Annotated in this window: 16 protein-coding genes; 7 read left to right on the top strand and 9 right to left on the bottom strand. The window is 70.2% G+C overall.

Annotation, left to right across the window (positions count from 1 at the left end):
- Window positions 1-3: 3 nt before the first annotated feature.
- The 4 genes from ACRSBM_RS38635 to ssd all read right to left on the bottom strand — a co-directional run bounded on the left by ACRSBM_RS38635 (window position 4) and on the right by ssd (window position 4,474).
- A complete protein-coding gene (locus ACRSBM_RS38635; protein ID WP_434451672.1) occupies window positions 4-531 on the bottom strand; it encodes a type II secretion system F family protein in 528 nt (175 codons plus the stop codon).
- Window positions 528-1,295, bottom strand: coding sequence for a type II secretion system F family protein (locus ACRSBM_RS38640; protein WP_434451673.1), 768 nt, complete (start codon window positions 1,293-1,295; stop codon window positions 528-530). Before ACRSBM_RS38640 ends, ACRSBM_RS38635 begins: the two co-directional genes overlap by 4 nt.
- Complete coding sequence (locus tag ACRSBM_RS38645) at window positions 1,292-2,404, bottom strand: TadA family conjugal transfer-associated ATPase (RefSeq protein WP_434451674.1); 1,113 nt, start codon at window positions 2,402-2,404, stop codon at window positions 1,292-1,294. The genes ACRSBM_RS38640 and ACRSBM_RS38645 overlap by 4 nt, the downstream gene beginning before the upstream one ends.
- A gap of 1,035 nt (window positions 2,405-3,439) precedes the next feature.
- Window positions 3,440-4,474, bottom strand: coding sequence for a septum site-determining protein Ssd (gene ssd, locus ACRSBM_RS38650; RefSeq protein ID WP_434451675.1), 1,035 nt, complete (start codon window positions 4,472-4,474; stop codon window positions 3,440-3,442).
- Between the two features lie 447 nt (window positions 4,475-4,921).
- Here ssd and ACRSBM_RS38655 point away from each other — a divergent pair, with 447 nt between their 5' ends.
- The 4 genes from ACRSBM_RS38655 (at window position 4,922) to ACRSBM_RS38670 (ending at window position 10,732) form a co-directional block, all read left to right on the top strand.
- Window positions 4,922-5,716, top strand: coding sequence for an HAD-IB family hydrolase (locus ACRSBM_RS38655; RefSeq protein ID WP_434451676.1), 795 nt, complete (start codon window positions 4,922-4,924; stop codon window positions 5,714-5,716).
- Between the two features lie 627 nt (window positions 5,717-6,343).
- Window positions 6,344-7,999, top strand: coding sequence for a glycoside hydrolase family 3 N-terminal domain-containing protein (locus ACRSBM_RS38660; protein WP_434453397.1), 1,656 nt, complete (start codon window positions 6,344-6,346; stop codon window positions 7,997-7,999).
- Window positions 7,996-9,201, top strand: a complete 1,206-nt coding sequence (locus tag ACRSBM_RS38665; RefSeq protein ID WP_434451677.1) for an exo-beta-N-acetylmuramidase NamZ family protein — start codon at window positions 7,996-7,998, stop codon at window positions 9,199-9,201. Before ACRSBM_RS38660 ends, ACRSBM_RS38665 begins: the two co-directional genes overlap by 4 nt.
- Before the next feature lie 7 nt (window positions 9,202-9,208).
- Window positions 9,209-10,732, top strand: a complete 1,524-nt coding sequence (locus tag ACRSBM_RS38670) for a serine hydrolase (protein ID WP_434451678.1) — start codon at window positions 9,209-9,211, stop codon at window positions 10,730-10,732.
- On the opposite strand, the gene ACRSBM_RS38675 is transcribed toward ACRSBM_RS38670, so the two are convergent.
- Window positions 10,715-12,052, bottom strand: coding sequence for a PLP-dependent aminotransferase family protein (locus ACRSBM_RS38675; protein ID WP_434451679.1), 1,338 nt, complete (start codon window positions 12,050-12,052; stop codon window positions 10,715-10,717). The two genes, ACRSBM_RS38670 and ACRSBM_RS38675, sit on opposite strands and share 18 nt — an antisense overlap.
- A 50-nt stretch (window positions 12,053-12,102) precedes the next feature.
- Here ACRSBM_RS38675 and ACRSBM_RS38680 point away from each other — a divergent pair, with 50 nt between their 5' ends.
- The 3 genes from ACRSBM_RS38680 (at window position 12,103) to ACRSBM_RS38690 (ending at window position 14,450) form a co-directional block, all read left to right on the top strand.
- Window positions 12,103-12,549, top strand: coding sequence for a carboxymuconolactone decarboxylase family protein (locus ACRSBM_RS38680; RefSeq protein WP_434451680.1), 447 nt, complete (start codon window positions 12,103-12,105; stop codon window positions 12,547-12,549).
- A 72-nt stretch (window positions 12,550-12,621) separates the two neighbouring features.
- The gene (locus tag ACRSBM_RS38685; RefSeq protein ID WP_434451681.1) at window positions 12,622-13,542 is read left to right on the top strand and encodes a MurR/RpiR family transcriptional regulator; all 921 of its coding nucleotides are present in this window, start codon (window positions 12,622-12,624) and stop codon (window positions 13,540-13,542) included.
- Window positions 13,539-14,450 (top strand): N-acetylmuramic acid 6-phosphate etherase, encoded by a 912-nt coding sequence (locus ACRSBM_RS38690; protein ID WP_434451682.1) that lies wholly within the window; start codon window positions 13,539-13,541, stop codon window positions 14,448-14,450. The genes ACRSBM_RS38685 and ACRSBM_RS38690 overlap by 4 nt, the downstream gene beginning before the upstream one ends.
- Here ACRSBM_RS38690 and ACRSBM_RS38695 read toward each other — a convergent pair.
- From ACRSBM_RS38695 to ACRSBM_RS38710, 4 genes are all read right to left on the bottom strand, one after another.
- Window positions 14,439-15,557 (bottom strand): globin domain-containing protein, encoded by a 1,119-nt coding sequence (locus ACRSBM_RS38695; RefSeq protein ID WP_434451683.1) that lies wholly within the window; start codon window positions 15,555-15,557, stop codon window positions 14,439-14,441. The two genes, ACRSBM_RS38690 and ACRSBM_RS38695, sit on opposite strands and share 12 nt — an antisense overlap.
- A gap of 11 nt (window positions 15,558-15,568) precedes the next feature.
- Window positions 15,569-16,018: an RrF2 family transcriptional regulator gene (locus ACRSBM_RS38700; protein WP_434451684.1), complete on the bottom strand. Its 450-nt coding sequence runs from the start codon at window positions 16,016-16,018 to the stop codon at window positions 15,569-15,571.
- Window positions 16,019-16,089: 71 nt separating this feature from the next.
- A complete protein-coding gene (locus ACRSBM_RS38705; RefSeq protein ID WP_434451685.1) occupies window positions 16,090-16,992 on the bottom strand; it encodes a MerR family transcriptional regulator in 903 nt (300 codons plus the stop codon).
- Between the two features lie 82 nt (window positions 16,993-17,074).
- Window positions 17,075-17,968, bottom strand: coding sequence for an SDR family NAD(P)-dependent oxidoreductase (locus ACRSBM_RS38710; RefSeq protein WP_434451686.1), 894 nt, complete (start codon window positions 17,966-17,968; stop codon window positions 17,075-17,077).
- Window positions 17,969-17,981 lie beyond the last annotated feature (13 nt).

Consider the following 17,981-nt stretch of genomic DNA (forward strand, 5'->3'; position numbering starts at 1 on the left):
CTCCTAGGTGAGGAACTGACCGGCGAGGCCCAGCACCACCGGCAGCACGCCGAGGCACAGGAACGCCGGGAGGAAACACAGCGCGAGCGGCGCCGCCACCGCGACCGCGGCCTTCTGCGCCTTCGCTTCTGCTTCGTCTTGCGCCTCGGCCCTGGTGCGCTCGGCCAGTTCGGCGGTCTGCCGGGCGAGCGCCGCCCCTGACCTCGCCGTCCTCTTCGCCGCTCTGGCGAGCGGCGCGGTGGCGGGCTCCTCGAGTGCGGGCGCCCAGGCCGTGGCCGGGTCCGCGCCGAGCTTCAGCAGTTCGGCGACCTGGCTCAGTTCCGCGAGGCCGACCGCGTGGATCGCCGTGGGCACCGGCAGCCCGGCCCTGAGGCACGCGGCGAGCAGGTCCCAGGCCGCGGCCCGTTCGAACGGGCCGTGCGCTGCCGTTGGTTCCCGCGGCGGGTCGTGCGCCTGGGGCTTGAGGCGATCGATCGCTCTCCGGGGCTTCGGTGACACGAGGATCGCCATCGCCAGCAGGAGGAACGTCATGGCTCCACCTCCGTGATCCGGTTCGTCCACCACAGCCCTGCCGCCAGGAACAGCGCTCCGAGGACGAGGAAGCACTGTCCGGCCGCGGTGCCGGTGAGCACGTGGACCGGTCTGGCACCGCTGAGCTCGCCCAGCAGCACGCCCAGCACCGGCAGGCCCGCCAGCACCGCCGCACTCGCCCGTGGCCCGGCCATCCGCGCGTGCGCCTGCCGCGCGAACGCCGCCCGCTGGTCGAGGTCGCGCCTGGTGGCATCCAGCACGTCGGCCAACGCCACGCCGTGCTTCGCCGACACGTGCCACGCCCTGGCCAGTTGGTCGACGGCGGTTCTCAGCAGTGGCTGGCGAAGATCGCGCAACGTCCGCTCGACGTCGCCGCCCAGCCGTGAGGTGGCCGCCACGGCCTTGAGGACTTCACCGGCCGGGGCCGGGGTTTCCTGGGCCGCGCCTTCGGCCGCCTGTGCGGGATGAGCGCCCGCTCGCAGCTCGTCGATCACGCCACCCAGGCCGTCGCTGAGCGCATCGGTCGCCTGTCGGAGTGCCTTGTATCGCTTGCGCCGCTTGAGGAGTCTGGCGATGGTCGCCGCGAGGACCGCCGCGGCGACCAGTCCGCCGATGCCCGCGGCCAGATACGTGACCACCGCGGCGGCCGCGAGCCAGAGAGACGGCGGCACAACGAGTTCGCGCTTGCCTCGTGGCCCGAGACGGCGCAGCGGTGTGATGTGGGGCCAGGCCAGGAGTGCCGTCGCCAGCAGCAGAAGACTCACCACGGCAACTCCTCCTCGTGCCAGCCGTGGTCGCGCGTCCAGACTGGACGGACCTCAAGCCCCGTTGCGGTGCGCTCGAACTTCCCGATCTCGTTGAGATAGCGGGTGCTGCCGTCCCGGCGCATGTGCAGGACGAGCCGCAGGGCCGCGGCGACTTGGCTGTGCAGGGCTTGCGGTGTCAGCCCGCTCAACGCCCCCAACGCCTCCAGCCGCGCCGGCACCTCGGCAGGTGAGTTGGCGTGCAGCGTTCCGGCGCCGCCTTCGTGGCCGGTGTTCAACGACATGAGCAACTCGCGGACCTCGGCGCCGCGCACCTCCCCCACGACGATGCGGTCGGGCCGCATCCGCAGCGCTTCCCGGACCAACTCGCGCGTCGTGACCTCGCCCGCGCCCTCGACGTTCGCCGGGCGCGCGGTGAGCCGCACGAACTGCGGATGGTCCGGTTGCAGCTCGCTGGCATCTTCCACGCACACGATTCGTTCGTGCTGCGGGACGCACCCCAGCAGCGCCGACAGCAACGACGTCTTGCCCGACCCGGTACCGCCGATCACCAGGAACGCCAGCCGTTGGCGGACGATCGCCCTGAGCGCTTCGGCGATCTCCGCGTCGAACGTGCCGAGCTCCCGCAACGTCTGGAGATCGTGCGTCGCCGGGCGGAGGACGCGGAGCGACAGGCAGGTGCGATCGGCGATGGGCGGCAACACCGCGTGCAGCCGGACGCCGCTATCCGGCAACCACCCGTCGACGCAGGGCGAGGCGTCGTCGAGACGCCTGCCCGCGGCGACCGCGAGGCGTTGGGCGAGGCGGCGGACCGCGTCTTCGTCGGGAAACGTGACGCCGGTGCGGTGCAGACCTCTCGTGCCGTCGACCCACACCTGGTCCGGCGCGGTGACGAGGACGTCGGTGGTGCCGGGGTCGGCGAGCAGCGGGTCGAGCGGGCCGGTGCCGCTGAACTCCTGGCGGAGCACCTGGAGGGCTTCCAGGACGTCCGAATCGGCCAGGACGCCGCCGGCCTCGGAGCGGACCGCGTGGGCGACCACGGCCGCCGTCATCTCCATGTCCGCGCCGGCCAGGCGGTGGCGGACCCGGTCGATCAGGGCGGAGGTCATGTCGCGGCCTCCGGGCGGCGGGCGTGGCGGCCGTAGGCGATCTCGCGGCCGGTGAGGCGGAGCCAGGTTTCCTGGCACCAGATGAGGAAGCGGTTCATTTCGGCGGCTCCTTGAAGATGAAGCGGGGTGGGTAGATGCGGCCGTAGCGGACGAGGTTGTGCAGCATCCGGCACAGGATGCGGAGCAGGGTCACGGCTGGAGTTCCTTTCGTGCGAAGGGAATCTCGTGGCGGGAGGGAGGGAGGGAGGGAGGTCGGGGCAGCCGGGAGGGGGTGGTCGGTGCGGCGGGCGCCGGTGGCTGGCGCGGCGGGCGCGAGGGAACGGGGCGGAACGGGGCGGGCTGCACGGTGGGAGCGAGCGGCCGGTGCGTCGGGAGGATCGGGCGGCCGGCACGGCGGAAGCGAGCAGGCGGTGGAGCGGGGAGGACGGGCGGCTGGCACAGCGGAAGTGGGCGGCCGGTGCGGGAATGGCGGTCCGTGGCGCGGGAGCGAGCGGTCAACGCGGCAGGAGCGGGTGGTCAGCGGGACGGAAACGGCGGTCGGGGCGGCAGGTGGGAGCGGCCGTCGCCGCAGGAGCGGACGGTCAGCGGGGCTGAAGGTGCGGTCGACACAGCGGAAGGAACGGTCGATGCGCCAGAAGGAGGCCGCCGGCCGGGCGGGGCGGTCAGTGGGGCGGGAGGGGCGGCCGGTGGGCGGCAGGGAGGTCGGCGGGGCCGGACGGGGCGGCTGGCGGGGCCGGTCCGGGCGGCTGACCGGGGCCGGAGGGCGGGCGGGGCGGCGGAGGAACTGCTTGGCGCCGGACTCCGTGGGTGTGAGGAGCGGCTTTGGCGTTCCGCTGGCGGCGAGGGCGCTCCTGGGGGCGAGGGTCGGTCAGGCTGGGGCGCGGCTTTTCGCGTGGCGAGGGGATGCCGGGGTGGCGTTTGTCGGCCGGGATCGGTTTGGCAGGGGGTGCGGCTCCTGTTGTGGCCGTCGGCTCGTTGAGAGGCGGCGTACCTGGTTGAGGATCACCAGGAGGCGGATGCGGTCCTCGGTGGGGGTCATGGGCGCAGCTCCTTCAGGACCAGGCGGGCCGTGGTGGCTAGCGGGCCCTTGGCGTTGCGGGGGAAGCGGCCCCGTTCCAGGACCTCGGGCAGGCCCGGTTCGGGGCGCATGTGGGTCAGGAGGGGGACGCCGATCACCTCGGCCATCTCGGTGGGTTTGAGGTTGCCTGGGGACGGGCCTCGCACGACCAGGCGGAGGTTGCGGCCGTGGGTCAGCAGGCGGGAGGCGACTCGGCTCGCGGCTGCGGTGGCGCGGACTTCGGCTGGGACGACCAGGACCGTCAGGTCCGTGCGGTCCAGGGCTGCCGAGGCTGCGGCGGTGGGGTGGCGCGGTAGGTCGCAGACCACGGTGCAGCCTGCTCGGCGGCCCGCGTCGAGGACTGCTGCCACGGCGGCTGGTTCCGGGTCGGGGCCGGCTCGGTCGCAGGCCAGGACGCTGAGGTTGCCGGAGGTGGGGAGGGCTGCTCGCAGTGCGGACATCGGGACTCTGCCGCCGCTGCAGTGCACGCCCGGCCAGCGGGCGCCCTCGTCGGACTCGGTGCCCAGGGCCAGGTCTATGCCGCCGCCCAGGGGGTCGCAGTCGACGAGCATGGCGTCACCGCCTTGGGCTACCGCCTCGCGGCCGCAGGCTGTGGCGAGGATCGAGGCGCCGGCGCCTCCTCGGCCGCCCATGAAGGAGACGACTCGGCCCCGGTCGGACGGTGGGCCCTCGCCCAGGTCGGTCAGGGCCGTCACGAGGAGGCGGCCTTCCACGGGCAGTTCCAGGACGCCGTCCGCTCCCAGGGCCACGGCCGGGGCCCAGGGCGGATCGCCTCCGTGGACCACCAGGACGCCGGAGCGCCGGGGGAAGCCCGCGTCGAGGCAGGCCGAGACGGCGGGCGGGTCGAGCAGGACCAGGGGTGCGGTGTGCCAGTGGGAGCGCAGCGCCGTCACGTCGGCGGCGCGGTCCAAAGGACAGTCGGCTGCGGCGGCCACGCGGAGGACCTCGTCCAGGAGGTCGGAGTCGGTGAGCAGGGCGATGGGGTGGGTCATGGGGTCCACCGTGCTCAGTCGTGAGGAATGACACAACGGGGTCATGATCCAGATGTGGACAAATCAGCGGATGTGGACAAGTCGCGATCTTGGAAGCCTTGGCACGCCAGAAGTGTCGGGCCTGTGTGCGACTCTGGGGGGTTGGGCACCGCATCGCCGGCAAAGGGCGGCAGAGGTCCACGGGAGGCCACGGAAAAGGCCTCTGGATATGGGACGACCCCCGCCAGGGGGGAGGGACGGGGGTCGTCAATGGTTCAGTCCCGGGGGGTCGGACTGAACCCGTCCGTCGAACCGGACTCTCCTACTGTATCCCCAAGCGCCAGTGCCGCGCGCAACTTCCGCAACAGCTGAGAGCCAAGTTTCGGTAACCAAGCCGGGCAACGGTTTCGTACACGACCGAAATGCCGCCCGAACGGCCTACTGACGAGTACGCCTAAGCTGCGGTACATGAGCCGGATCGCCGCCTTCTTCGACCTCGACAAGACCGTGATCGCGAAGTCGAGCACGCTGGCGTTCAGCCGCCCCTTCTTCCAGGAGGGGCTGATCAACCGCCGCGCGGTCCTGAAGAGCGCATATGCCCAGTTCGTGTTCATGCTCGCCGGCGCGGACGCGGACCAGATGGACCGGATGCGCGCGCACATCACGGCGCTCGCGGCCGGGTGGGACGTCGAGCAGATCCGCAGCATCGTCAGCGAGACGCTGCACGACATCGTCGACCCGCTCGTCTACAAGGAGGCGACGCAGTTGATCGCCGACCACAAGGCCGAGGGTCACGACGTCGTCATCGTCAGCGCGTCCGGGGCGGAGCTGGTCGCCCCCATCGCCGAGATGATCGGCGCGGACTACAGCGTCGGCACGCGGATGGTGATCCAGGACGGCCGCTACACCGGCGACGTCGACTTCTACTGCGCGGCCGACAACAAGGCGGTCGCGATCAAGCAGCTCGCCGCCGAGCACGGCTACGACCTGTCGCAGAGTTATGCCTACTCGGACAGCGTCACGGACCTGCCGATGCTCGAGGTCGTCGGCCATCCGACGGTCGTGAACCCGGACCGGGGCCTGCGCCGCATCGCCGTGCAGAAGGACTGGCCGGTGCAGCAGTTCACCGACCCGGTGAGCCTGCGCGGCCGCATCCCGACCCCCTCGGGCAAGGCGGTCGCGGTCACGGCCATCGGCCTCGGCGCGGCAGCGGCGGCCGGAGCCGCCTGGTACGGCCTGCGACGCAAGCGCGGCAAGGCCTAGTCAAGCCCTCAAGCGACAGACGCACCCTTCGGGAGCGGTACCGGCGAGTAGCGGCGACGCGGCGCACACGTGGTGCCCTCGTGGGTGCGCGGCACCGCCCTGTCGGCGGTACCCGAACACGGACACGCGCTCACAAACCCAGAAACGCCAGTACTTTCACTACTGAACGTGGCTTGACCGGTGCACCCGTCCGAGCCCTTGCTGTGACCGGGCACACGCACTTAAATGGGTGGTGCGGACCTCGGGTCGGCCAGGGAACTGGCGAAGAGAAGCCAGCATCCACCCCGGCGGAGCTCCGTGCGCGGACTTCGAGTACCCACGCGCAGCACGCCGCGGGAGGCTTGTCGTCTAGGGCCTGCGTACCGGGACGCCGGGCGCCGAGGCCAGGGTTGTACGACACGAGTTGCACGCTTGGTAACTCGCAAGCCCGCGCTGTCGACGGGGCACCCTTTCGAGGGTGCCCCGTTTGCTGTGCCGTGAAAAAGTGCCCCCGAACGGCACAATGGCCATCCGTTGACCCACCCCGCGGTCGTGAGTAACTTGCGAAATACGCCAGTTATCCGTGGGAACATCACCGGGAGGCACTGCACAGTGCGGAAAATCGCCGCGTTGACACTGGTCACAGCCATGGTCGCCCTCATGCCGGTGGCGAGAGCGGACGCTTCCGTGACCACGCTGCGCGGGATGTCGCTGGAACAGAAGGTCGGCCAGCTCTTCGTCACGTACGTCAACGGCCAGGCCGCCGACGTCCCGCACCCCAAGAACCAGACCGACTTCGGAGTGGCGACGGCCGCGGAGATGGTGCGCAAGTACCAGCCCGGCGGCGTCATCTACTTCAACAACTCCTCGCGCGACAACATCGACACGCCCAGGCAGATCGCGCGGTTCTCCAACGGCCTGCAGAAGGCCAGCCCCGTGCCCCTGCTCATCTCGACCGACCAGGAAATGGGCCTCGTCACGCGCATCGGCCCGCCGGCCACGCAGCTGCCGGGCAACATGGCCCTCGGCGCCGGCAGGTCCGCCAAGGACGCGGAAGAGGCCGCCCGCATCGTCGGCCAGGAGCTCCGCGCGATGGGCATCAACCAGAACTTCGCGCCGGGCGCCGACGTCAACTCCAACCCGGCGAACCCGATCGTCGGCGTCCGCAGCTTCTCGAGCGACCCGAAGCTCGCGGCCGACCTGGTGCAGGCCCAGGTCGTGGGCTACGAGGGCCGCCGCTGGTTCGACCCGGCCTCGGTCACCTCGACCGCCAAGCACTTCCCCGGCCACGGCGACACGGCCGAGGACAGCCACACCAGCCTGCCGGTCTCGAACCGCAGCCTCGACCAGTGGCGCCAGATCGACGCGCCGCCGTTCCGGGCCGCCATCGACGCCAAGATCGACTCGATCATGACCGCGCACATCCAGGTGCCGCAGATCGACCCGTCGGGCAACCCGGCCACGCTGAGCCCGAAGATCATCACCGGCCTGTTGCGCGAGGAGCTGAAGTACGACGGTGTGGTCGTCACCGACTCGCTGGAGATGGTGGGCGTCCGCAAGCTCCACTCCGACGCCGAGATCCCGGTGCTGGCCATCAAGGCGGGCGTCGACCAGCTGCTGATGGCGCCGAAACTGGGCCTTGCGATCGAGAGCGTCCTCAAGGCCGTCCGCAGCGGTGAGATCACCGAGCAGCGCATCGACCAGAGCGTGCTGCGCATCCTCAGGATGAAGCTGATGCGCGGCGTGATGCTCAACGCCGAGGTCGACGAGACCAAGGTCGACCAGATCGTCGGCTCCAACACCGAGAAAGCCCAGGCCATCGCCGACCGCACCATCACGGCCGTCCGCAACGACGCCCAGGCGATCCCCCTGAACGCCGCCGCGCCGCTGGTCGTGGGCACCAGCGACGCTCCGACGACGGCCCTCGCGACCAGGCTCAAGGGCACGAAGTTCGTCACCTCCACGAGCCCCACGCCGGCGCAGGTGCAGCAGGCACTGGCGGCCGCGGCCAACGCCGACAAGATCGTCGTGCTGACCAACAACCTGAGCGCCAGGCCGGCCCAGCTCGACCTGCTCAACCAGCTCGTCGCCACCGGCAAGCCGGTCATCGCGGCCGCCACCGGCAACCCGTACGACGTGGCCTACAGCAACGCGAAGACGTGGCTCGCGACCTACTCGACCACGACCGTCTCAATGGAGGCGCTGGCCAGGATCCTGCTCGGCGAGACGAAGCCACAGGGCAAGCTCCCGGTCGACGTCCCCGGCCCGACCCCCTACCCGTTCGGACACGGGGTGACCTGGTGAGAAGGCGGAGCTTCCTCGCGGCTGGAGCCCTGTCCGTCCCCCTCGTCAGCACGGCCGGCGCCACCGCGGCCCCGAAACTCGGCACCGCCGCCGAGCAGCTCGCGAACGACGGCTGGCGCAAGCTGAAGGGCCGCAAGGTCGGCGTGCTCACGAACCCGACGGGCGTGCTCAAGGACCAGACCCACATCGTCGACTCGATGGTCGCCCACGACACCAGACCGGCAGCGGTGTTCGGCCCGGAACACGGCTTCCGCGGCACGGCCCAGGCAGGCGGCTCCGAAGGCGACTACGCGGACCCACGCACCGGCATCCCGGTATACGACACGTACGGCGCCAACGCCACGAAAATCGCGGCGATGTTCACGAAGGCGGGCATCGACACGGTCGTGTTCGACATCGCGGACGTAGGTGCGCGCTTCTACACCTACATCTGGTCGATGTACACGGCGATGCAGGCCGCACCGGACCTCGACTTCATCGTCCTCGACCGCCCGAACCCCATCGGCGGCACCGCGAACGGCCCTCAGCTCGACCCGGCCTACGCGACGTTCGTCGGGCTGAAACCGATCGTGCAGCAGCACGGCATGACGGTCGGCGAACTCGCCCGCTTCTTCGTGGGCGAGTTCGACCTGACCACGAGGCTCGAGGTGGTGAACGTCCGGGGCTGGCGCAGGAACCAGCTCGACACCGGCCTGCCGTGGGTCCCGCCGAGCCCGAACATGCCCACCCGGGACACCGCGCTCGTCTACCCCGGCACGTGCCTGTTCGAGGGCACGGTCCTGTCCGAGGGCCGCGGCACCACCCGCCCGTTCGAAACGGTCGGCGCACCGGGCATCGACTGGCGCTGGGCCGAAGCGCTGAACGCCCTGAACCTCACCGGCGTCCGGTTCCGCGAGACCTACTTCTCACCCACGTTCAACAAGTTCCAGGGCAAGACCTGCGGCGGTGTCACCCTGCACGTCACCGACCCGCACAACTTCGACGCCATCAAGGCCGCAACAGCCATGCTGATCACCGCGAAGTCGTTGTACCCCACCGTGTTCGCGTGGCGCCCCGACAACTGGATCGACAAGCTCAGCGGCTCCGACCGGCTGCGCAGGATGATCGACGCCCAGGCGCCCCTGGACGAGATCACCGGTGCGTGGCAGCAGGAGCTGCAGCAGTTCCGCCGCACCCGCCTGCCCTACCTGCGCTACCGGTGAGGACGCCATGCTCATCCCCGCACTGGCCGTCGCGGTCGTGACGGCCGCGATCCCCGGTCACTTCGACCAGCCCCAGGACGGCTTCGCGCACGAGCGGACGACGTTGCGCCAGTCGAACCCGTACTGGGCCGGCCTCGACCCGGAGCCGATCAACGCCGCCCTGCGCCGGCTCCGCGACTTCACCGAACCCCAGGCGAACGGCACACCGCTCTACGCCGGCGCCGTCACGATGTACGTGCACAACGGCAAGATCGTCGCGCACGACCGCACGGGCTACGCGGTTCTCTACGAAGACCAGCAAACCCAGCTGCCAGAAGAAGAACGCGTCCCCATGGAGAAGGACACGATCTTCGACTTCGCCTCCATCTCCAAGCTCTTCACGTCGATCGCGGTCATCCAGCAGGTCGAGCAGGGCCGCATCGACATCGACGAACGCGTCGCCACCTACCTGCCCGAGTTCGGCGTGAACGGCAAGGAGAACATCACCGTCAAGCAGCTCCTCACACACACGAGCGGCCTCGAACCGTTCATCGCGTTGTGGAAGCTGTACCCGGACGTCCCCTCGCGCATCAAAGCCGTGATGGACGTGAAGCCGAAGTCCACGCCCGGCACCACGTACGTCTACTCCGACCTGAACCTCATCACGCTCGGCGAACTGGTCCACAAGGTCAGCGGCAGGAAACTCGACCAGGCCGTGCGGGACGGCATCACCACGCCGCTCGGCATGAAGGACACCGGCTACAACCCGAAGGCCAAGGACCGCACGGCCGCAACGGAGTTCCAGGCGGCGCCACCACGCGGCATCGTCCGCGGCGAGGTCCACGACGAGAACGCGTGGTCCCTCGGAGGAGTCGCGGGCCACGCGGGTGTCTTCGGCACGGCCAAGGACCTCGCGATCCTCGGTCAGACGATCCTCAACGGCGGCACCTACCAGGGCCAACGCATCCTGACCGAGCGTTCCGTCGAGCTGATGCTCACGAACTTCAACCAGCAGTTCCCCGACAACGCCCACGGCCTCGGGTTCGAGCTCGACCAGCGCTGGTACATGGGCGGGCTGAGCGGTCCGGGCACCGCGGGCCACACCGGCTACACCGGCACGTCGTTCGTGATCGACAAGGCCTCGCGGTCGATCGCGATCCTGCTGACCAACCGCGTGCACCCGAGCCGTGACTGGGGCAGCGTGAACCCGGCCCGCCGCGTCGCCGCCGACGGACTGGCCAATGCTCTGGCGGTCAGGGCGCACGGAGCGCAGTGGCGTGCCACGACTTCCGGCGGCACGCTCGTGGCCCAACGCCCGGTCGAGGTCTTCGTCGACGTCGACAAGGGCGACAAGCTGACCGTGCAGCACTGGAACGGCACCGGCTGGCAGGACGTCCGCACCATCACGACGACCGAACGCCGTTGGGTGCCAACGGAGTCCGTCAAGACCAGGTTCGTCTACACCAAGGCGGGCCAGTACAACGCCCGCGGTGTCTACGTGCACGCCCGTGGCGACGTCACGGCAGAGGGCTGGTCAGCAGCACGCCGCTAGCACCTCGATGAACGGCGGGAGCGCCCGTGGAAACGCGGGCGCTCCGAAGCTCACCACCACACCGGAACGGTCGTCGTCGCTCAGCTCGTGCCGGAACCACGAGAGAGGGCTGACCTCGATCCCACGTTCACGCGCGGTCCGCACGATCTCCTTTTCATGAGGCGTCTCAAGCACAGCGTGCATCCCGGCCGCGATTCCGGACACCGACGCGTACGGCGAAACAGCTTCCACGAGCCGATCACGCCGCCGCTGGTACTTGAGCCGCATCCGCCGCACATGACTGTCGTACGACCCGGACGACAGGAAGTCGGCCAGGACCAGCTGGTCGAGCATGCTGATGTGCTGCTCACGGTCGGTCTTCAACGCCAGGATCGGGTCCACGAACCGGTCCGGCAGCACCATCCACGCGATCCGCAACGCCGGCGACAACGCCTTGCTGGACGTGCCCAGGTAGACGACGTGCTCCGGGTCCAGCCCCTGCACGGCCCCGACCGGCTGACGGTCGTAGCGGAACTCCCCGTCGTAGTCGTCTTCCAGCACAACGCCACCTACGCGCCGTGCCCACTCCACGGCCGATGCTCGCCGTCGTGGGTGCAAGGGGCCGCCCAACGGGAACTGGTGCGCCGGGGTCAACACGCACGCACGGCGGTCGTCGGGCAACTGCTCGGTGTTCGCGCCGTGGTCGTCCACCGCCAACGGCACCGTCGACGTCCACAACGAACGGTGGAAGCCCAGCCCGTACTCCTCGACGACGACCGGCGGCTTCAGCAGCCGGTCGAACATCCCGACAGCGCCCCCGAAGCCCGAGCACAGCACGATCCGTTCGGGATCGGCCCGCACGCCGCGTGCCCTCGCCAGGTACTCGGCCAGCGCCGTCCGCAGCTCGATGCGCCCCTGCGGGTCCCCCGGCCCGAACGCCTCCGCGGGCGCCGCCGTCACCGCCCGCCGCGTCGACCGGATCCACTCCGTGCGCGGGAACTCGGTGACGTCCGGCGTGCTGACCCTGAGGTCGAACCGCACCTCCGGCCCGGACACCGCGCGCTTCAAGAGTGGCGGTGGCTCAACCCGTTGCGCGACAACGGTTCCCGAGCCCTGGCGGGCGGTGAGCCAGCCTTCTGCCACGAGTTCCGCGTACGCCTCGGCAACGGTGTTCCGCGCGATCCCGAGATCGAGGGCGAGCGACCGCGAGGCAGGCAGCCGGGTGCCGGGAGGCAGCCGCGCCGACCGAACCGCTTCCCGCAGCGACGCCGTCAACCGGTGCCGCAACCCACCCGGACCGGACAGGTCCAGGTGGAAGTCAAGATTGGCCCACGATTCCACGATCAGATTGCACCATGTCCAGGGCCAATCGGCGGCCTAACTTTGCAGACATGACGAACCGCATCGACCTCGCCAAGAAGGCCCCGAAGGTCTACCGCGCCATGATCGCCCTCGACGCCGCCGCCCGTGAAGGTCTCGACGAGCAGCTCGCCGAGCTCGTCCGCATCCGCGCCTCCCAGCTCAACCACTGCGCCTACTGCCTCAACATGCACACCGTGGACGCCCGCAAGGGCGGCGAGTCGGAGGCACGGATCTACCTGCTCAACGCGTGGGAGGAGGCGGGTGACCTCTACACCGAGAAGGAGCAGGCCGCGCTGCGCCTCACCGAGGCCATCACCGTCCTGAGCAGCCACGAGTACGTGAGCGACGAGGTCTACGAGCAGGCCGCGAAGCACTTCGGCGAGGAGGAGCTCGCGCAGCTCATCGCGCTGATCTTCACCATCAACTCGTGGAACCGGATCGCCGTCTCCACCCGGAAGAAGCCCGACATCCGGTGACCTGCTGGCCGAGAGAGTGACTTTCGGACACACTCCGTTGACCGTCGCACTGGCGGTTAGTAAGTTTCCCACGTGTCCACTGAAAGCAGTGCCGAATCCAGTCCACTGGTGAAGATCCGGTCGTTGCTGCCTGGTCTCGCGCGCGCCGAGCAGCGCGTCGCGAAGGTGGTCCTGGAGAACCCGGCGACGGTCGCGCACCGCAGCATCACCGAGGTAGCCGAGCAGGCGGGCACCAGCGAGACGACGGTGACGCGGTTCTGCAAGGCCATCGGCGTCGGTGGATACCCGGAACTGCGCATCGCGCTCGCCGCCGACACCGCGCGCAGCCAGGTCAGGGCCAACCACGACATGGGTGGCGACATCGGGCCTGGTGACGACCTGCGGCAGGTCGTCGGCAAGGTCGCGTTCGCCGACGCCCGCGCCGTCGAGGAGACCGCGGAGCAGCTCGACGTCGAGTCGCTCGACAAGGTCGTCCAGGCGGTCGCGGGCGCACGCCGGGTGGACGTCTACGGCTTCGGCGCCTCGGCGTTCGTCGCGTTCGACCTGCAGCAGAAGCTGCACCGCATCGGGCTGACCTGCTTCGCGTGGAACGACACGCACATCGCGCTGACGTCCGCGGCCGTGCTGACCGGCGCGGACGTCGCGGTGGGCATCTCGCACACCGGCTCGACCGCGGAGACCGTCGAGGCACTGCGGGTGGCCGGCGAGACCGGTGCCACCACGGTCGCCCTCACGAACTTCCCGCGCTCGCCGATCACCGAGGTCGCCGACCACGTGCTGACCACGGCCGCGCGCGAGACCACCTTCCGCTCCGGCGCGATGGCGAGCCGCATCGCCCAGCTCACGGTGATCGACTGCCTGTTCATCGGCGTCGCCCAGCACCACGTCGACACGGCGAAGACGGCGCTGGAGGCGACCTACGAAGCGGTGTCCGGCCACCGGCTGGGCGCCAGACCAGACGGCCGCCGGCGGCCGCGGGAGACGTCTAAATGACCTCCCCCCGGAACGGTGTGGTGGTGCGCGTGGAATCTCCGACCGAGCAACGGAACCCTCGCACCACGGACATCGACCGGGTGGCCACGGTCGACGTGCTGCGCATGATCAACGACGAGGACCGCACGGTCCCGTCCGCAGTCGCCGAGGCGTTGCCGGACCTGGCCCGCGCGGTCGACCTCGGCGTCGCGGCGATCATGTCCGGCGGCCGCGTGCACTACGTCGGCGCGGGCACGTCCGGGCGGCTGGCGACGCTGGACGCCGCTGAGCTGGTGCCCACGTTCAACGCCCCCGCCGACTGGTTCGTCGCCCACCACGCCGGCGGCCCGGAAGCCCTCGTCCGCGCCGTCGAGGAGGTCGAGGACGCCTCCGGCGCCGCCCAGATCCGCCGGCACGCGACGGCGAAAGACCTGGTCGTGGGCGTGACGGCGTCCGGGCGCACGCCGTTCGTGATCGGCGCGCTGGAAGAGGCGCAAACGCTTGGCGCCCGCACCGTGCTGGTGTCGAACAACGCGTCCGTGCCGTTCACACCGGACGTCCTGGTCGCGCTGAACACGGGCCCGGAGGCCATCGCCGGTTCGACGCGGATGAAGGCGGGTTCGGCGCAGAAGCTGGCGCTGACGTCGTTCTCCACCGCGGTGATGATCAAGCTCGGCCGCACCTACTCGAACCTGATGGTCAGCATGCGGGCGACGAACGCGAAGCTGCGCGGCCGCACGATCCGGATCCTGCACGAGGCCACCGGCCTGCCCGCGAACGACTGCGAGCAGGCGCTGGCGGAGGCGTCCGGTGATCTCAAGGTGGCGCTGGTGCACCTGCTCTCGGGTGAGCCGACCGAACGTGCGGCCGCCGCGCTGGAGGACACCAAGGGCCACGTCCGCAACGCGCTGGACCGGCTAGCGGGTTAGGTCCGGCCCGAAGATCTCGTAGTGGATGTCGGTGACACCCGCGTCGAGCAACTGGGTCCGCGTCGCGCGCAGGAACGGAACCGGTCCGCACAGGTACGCGGTGGTGTCCGGCGGGATCTCGAGGCCACCGAGGTCGACGAACCCGGTCCGGTCGGCCGGCCAGTCCCCGATCGGCCGCTCGTAGAAGACGTGCGCCCGCGCGTCGGCGAGCTTGGCCACGAGCTGGGAGAGCTCGGCGCGGAACGGGTGGCTGAACTGGTCGCGGTCACCGTGCACCGCGATCACCCGGCGAGGTGAGCCGGTGGCGGCCAGCTCGGCGAGCATGGAGATCATCGGCGTGCAGCCGATCCCCGCCGACGCGAGCAGCACCGGACCGTCACCCGGCTGCAGCGTCAGGTCCCCGGCCGGGTGGCTGACCAGCACCGTGCTGCCCACCGGCGCGAAGTCGTGCAGGTGGTTCGACACCTCGCCGTCGCGCTTCACCGAGAACTGCAACGCGTCGTCGGACCGTCCGGACAGGCTGTACTGGCGGATCTGCCGGGCACCGTCGGCCAGCGGGACCTGCATCGACACGTACTGCCCCGGCTCGCCCGCCCGCACCTGCCCGTCGACCGGCCTGACCACGAACGTCACGACGTCCTCGGTCTCCTGGAACCGGGCGATCACCCGGTGTTCCTGCTGCCCCTGCGGCAGGAACCGCTCGATGCCGATCAGCGCGTCAGCCATCAGCCAGTAGACCTCGCTCCAGGCCGCCGCGACGTCCGGCGGCACGTCCAGGACCTCGGCGACGGCCCCGAGCAGGTGCCGGTGCACGACCGCGTACTGGCCGGGCGTGACGCCGACCGACACGTGCTTGTGCGCGACGCGCCTGAGCATCGCGTCGGGCGTCCGACCGGCGAGCAGGCCGGACGCGAACGCGGCGATCGACCCCGCGAGCGCCTGCTTCTGGGTGCCGTTGGCCTGGTTGCCGCGGTTGAACATGTCCCGCAGCAGGATCGGGTGTTCGGCGAACATGCGCTCGTAGAACAGCGCGCTGATCTCGCCGATGGCGGCGTCGACCGCGGGCAGGGTGGCCTCGACCAGTTCCGCGGACTTCGGGGACAGCATCGATGAGCTCCTCACTTCCGCCGCCCGAGGGCGAGCAGAACGGGACCGGTGGGATCAGCGACGAGGTCCTCGACGCGCAGTGGATCGAGCGAGGCGTAGAAGGCTTCCTGGGCTTCACGCAGGGCGCGCCGCAACCGGCAGGCCGAGCTCAATGGGCAGGGCAGCTCGCCCTCGCAGTCGACGACGTCGCCCTCGCCCTCCAGTTGGCGGACGAGCCATCCGACCGAGACGAGACGCATCGTCTCGTTGAGCGCCAGACCTCCACCCCGGCCACGCCGCGCTTCGACGACGCCGAGGTGCTGGAGCCGCGCCACGACCTTCGCCGCGTGGGTGTACTGCACGCCCATGACCTCGGCGACTTCACGGGTGGTCGGGTGCGCCGAGACGAGACGATCCGTCTCGGCAACGGCCAGCCGCATCACGATCCGCAGCGCGATGTCGGTGCTCTTGGTCAGCCTCACAAGATCGAAGGCTAGCTTAATTGGAACCTTAGATGCATGTTATCCGCGCAACACCACGGCCAGGCGGTGTTTCAGGGAGCGGGTGAGTCTTGGGCGGACAGCTCCAAGGCCAGTTCCATACAGCGCAGGCGGGCCGGGGAGAAGTCGTAGGGCATCTTGCCGACGGCTTCGAACGCGCTCATGGAGCCGGCCTCCCGCCTGCCACAGCTGAGGCCGGCCTCCTCATCGGCGGTAGGAGGGTGCAGCCTGTCCCAGGCGTCGAAGAGGGCATCGTCGTCCTTGTCCAGGCCGGACTCCTCGATGACGGCGTGCAGGGCGTTTTCGAAGGCGTGCCGCTCGGCGGCCACCTGAGCCACCCGCGGATCATCGACGGCGACGCTGTCGTCGAGTGCCTCCTCGGCGGCATCGATGCGGTCGGACTCCTCCCGCAGAGCGGGATGCCTGGCCAGGGCGACGAAGCGGGTGGCATTGACGGCCGCGCCGAGCGGGCCGAAGATCCGCTCCATGACCAGCAGATTGTCCAGGTCCGCCTGACGCAGGGAGCCTTCGGGCAGGCCCTTGAGGCGTTCGGTGACGAAGTCGGAGAGCAGGCCCATCCGGCTGCCTTCGGTGCGCATCCGCTGCACGGCGGTCCGTTGCCGCCGCAGTTCCGCCTCCTGCTCGGCGAGGGTTTCCTCCAACCGCTCCAGGATGCCCGCGATACCGTCTTCGCTGTCCGCACCGGCGGAAGCCATGCCGGTGGCGGAGGCGTCCCGGATGTCGTCCAGGGCGATCCCGGCGTCGGCCATCCTGCGGATCCACAGCAGGCGGATCATGTCCTCGTACCCGTAGCGGCGGCGGTCATCGGCTCCCCGCTCAGGCTCGGGGAGCAGGCCGATCTCGTGGTAATGGCGAATCGCCCGTGGCGTGGTGCCGGCGAAGGCCGCCGCGTCACCGATCTTGACCTGGCGGGGTGGCCAGAAAGCCGAAAGCATGAGCAGGGACCTTTCCTCAACGGATCGGGACGTGAGTCCACTGGACCACATGCCGCTACGGAAGGTGCAAACCCGAACGCGGCTAGCGGGACAACAGCTCGGTGGTCGCCTCCCACAGGCGCTGCTCGCGGGCTCGGTCATGGGCGACCGGCTGCACCTCGGTCAGTTCGGTCTTCACGACGAACGCGCCGTCGCGCAGGTGCGCCCACTTGTCGTCGAGAGCCATCGCGGCGAGCAACGGTCCCGAGCGCCGTGGCGTCGACACGCCGGGAATCCGGCCGAGAGCCCTGCCGACGGCCTGGGCCGCCGCCGGCGCGCCACGGCCCAGTGCGGTGCCGGGCATCCAGCCCGGTTCGAACACGGACACGTTGACGCCGTCGCCGACGCGCCGCTGCAGTTCGTGGGCGTAGTAGAGGATCGCCAGCTTCGCGTTGGAGTAGGCGGTCATGCCGTCCTCGGCGGAACCGGGGCGGGCCAGCTCGACGGGGTCGGCCCACTTCGCCTCCGCCACGCCGAGCACCTTGCGCCAGAAGTTCTGGTGGTAGGTGTTCGAACCGATCAGCACGATCCGCGCCGGTGCGGCGAACGAGTCGAGCAGATCGCCGATCAGCTGGGCGTGGGCGAGGTAGTTGACCGCGAACGTCAGCTCGTACCCGTCGGGTGAGGTCTGCCCCGCCGAGACCACGCCTGCGTTGGCGACCAACGCGCGCAACGGCCGTACGGCTCCACTGGCCAGCAGGCCGCGCACGGCGGCAGCGGCGGCGCGGACGTCAGCCAGGCTCGCCAGGTCGCAGCCGATCTCGTGGACGGTAGCGCCGAACGCGCGGGCCTCGTCGGCGACCGCGGTCAGGTCCGCTCCCTTCCGCCCGACCAGCAGCAGGTCGGGCCTCCGCGCCCGGCGGGCCATGGCCAGCACGGCGTGACGGCCCAGGTTGCGGGTCGGGCCGGTGATCAGAACAGTTCCTGTTTCGCTCATGACCCGAGCCTGC

This window comes from Lentzea xerophila (genome assembly GCF_051094245.1).
GTDB classification, from domain to species: Bacteria; Actinomycetota; Actinomycetes; order Mycobacteriales; family Pseudonocardiaceae; genus Lentzea; species Lentzea xerophila.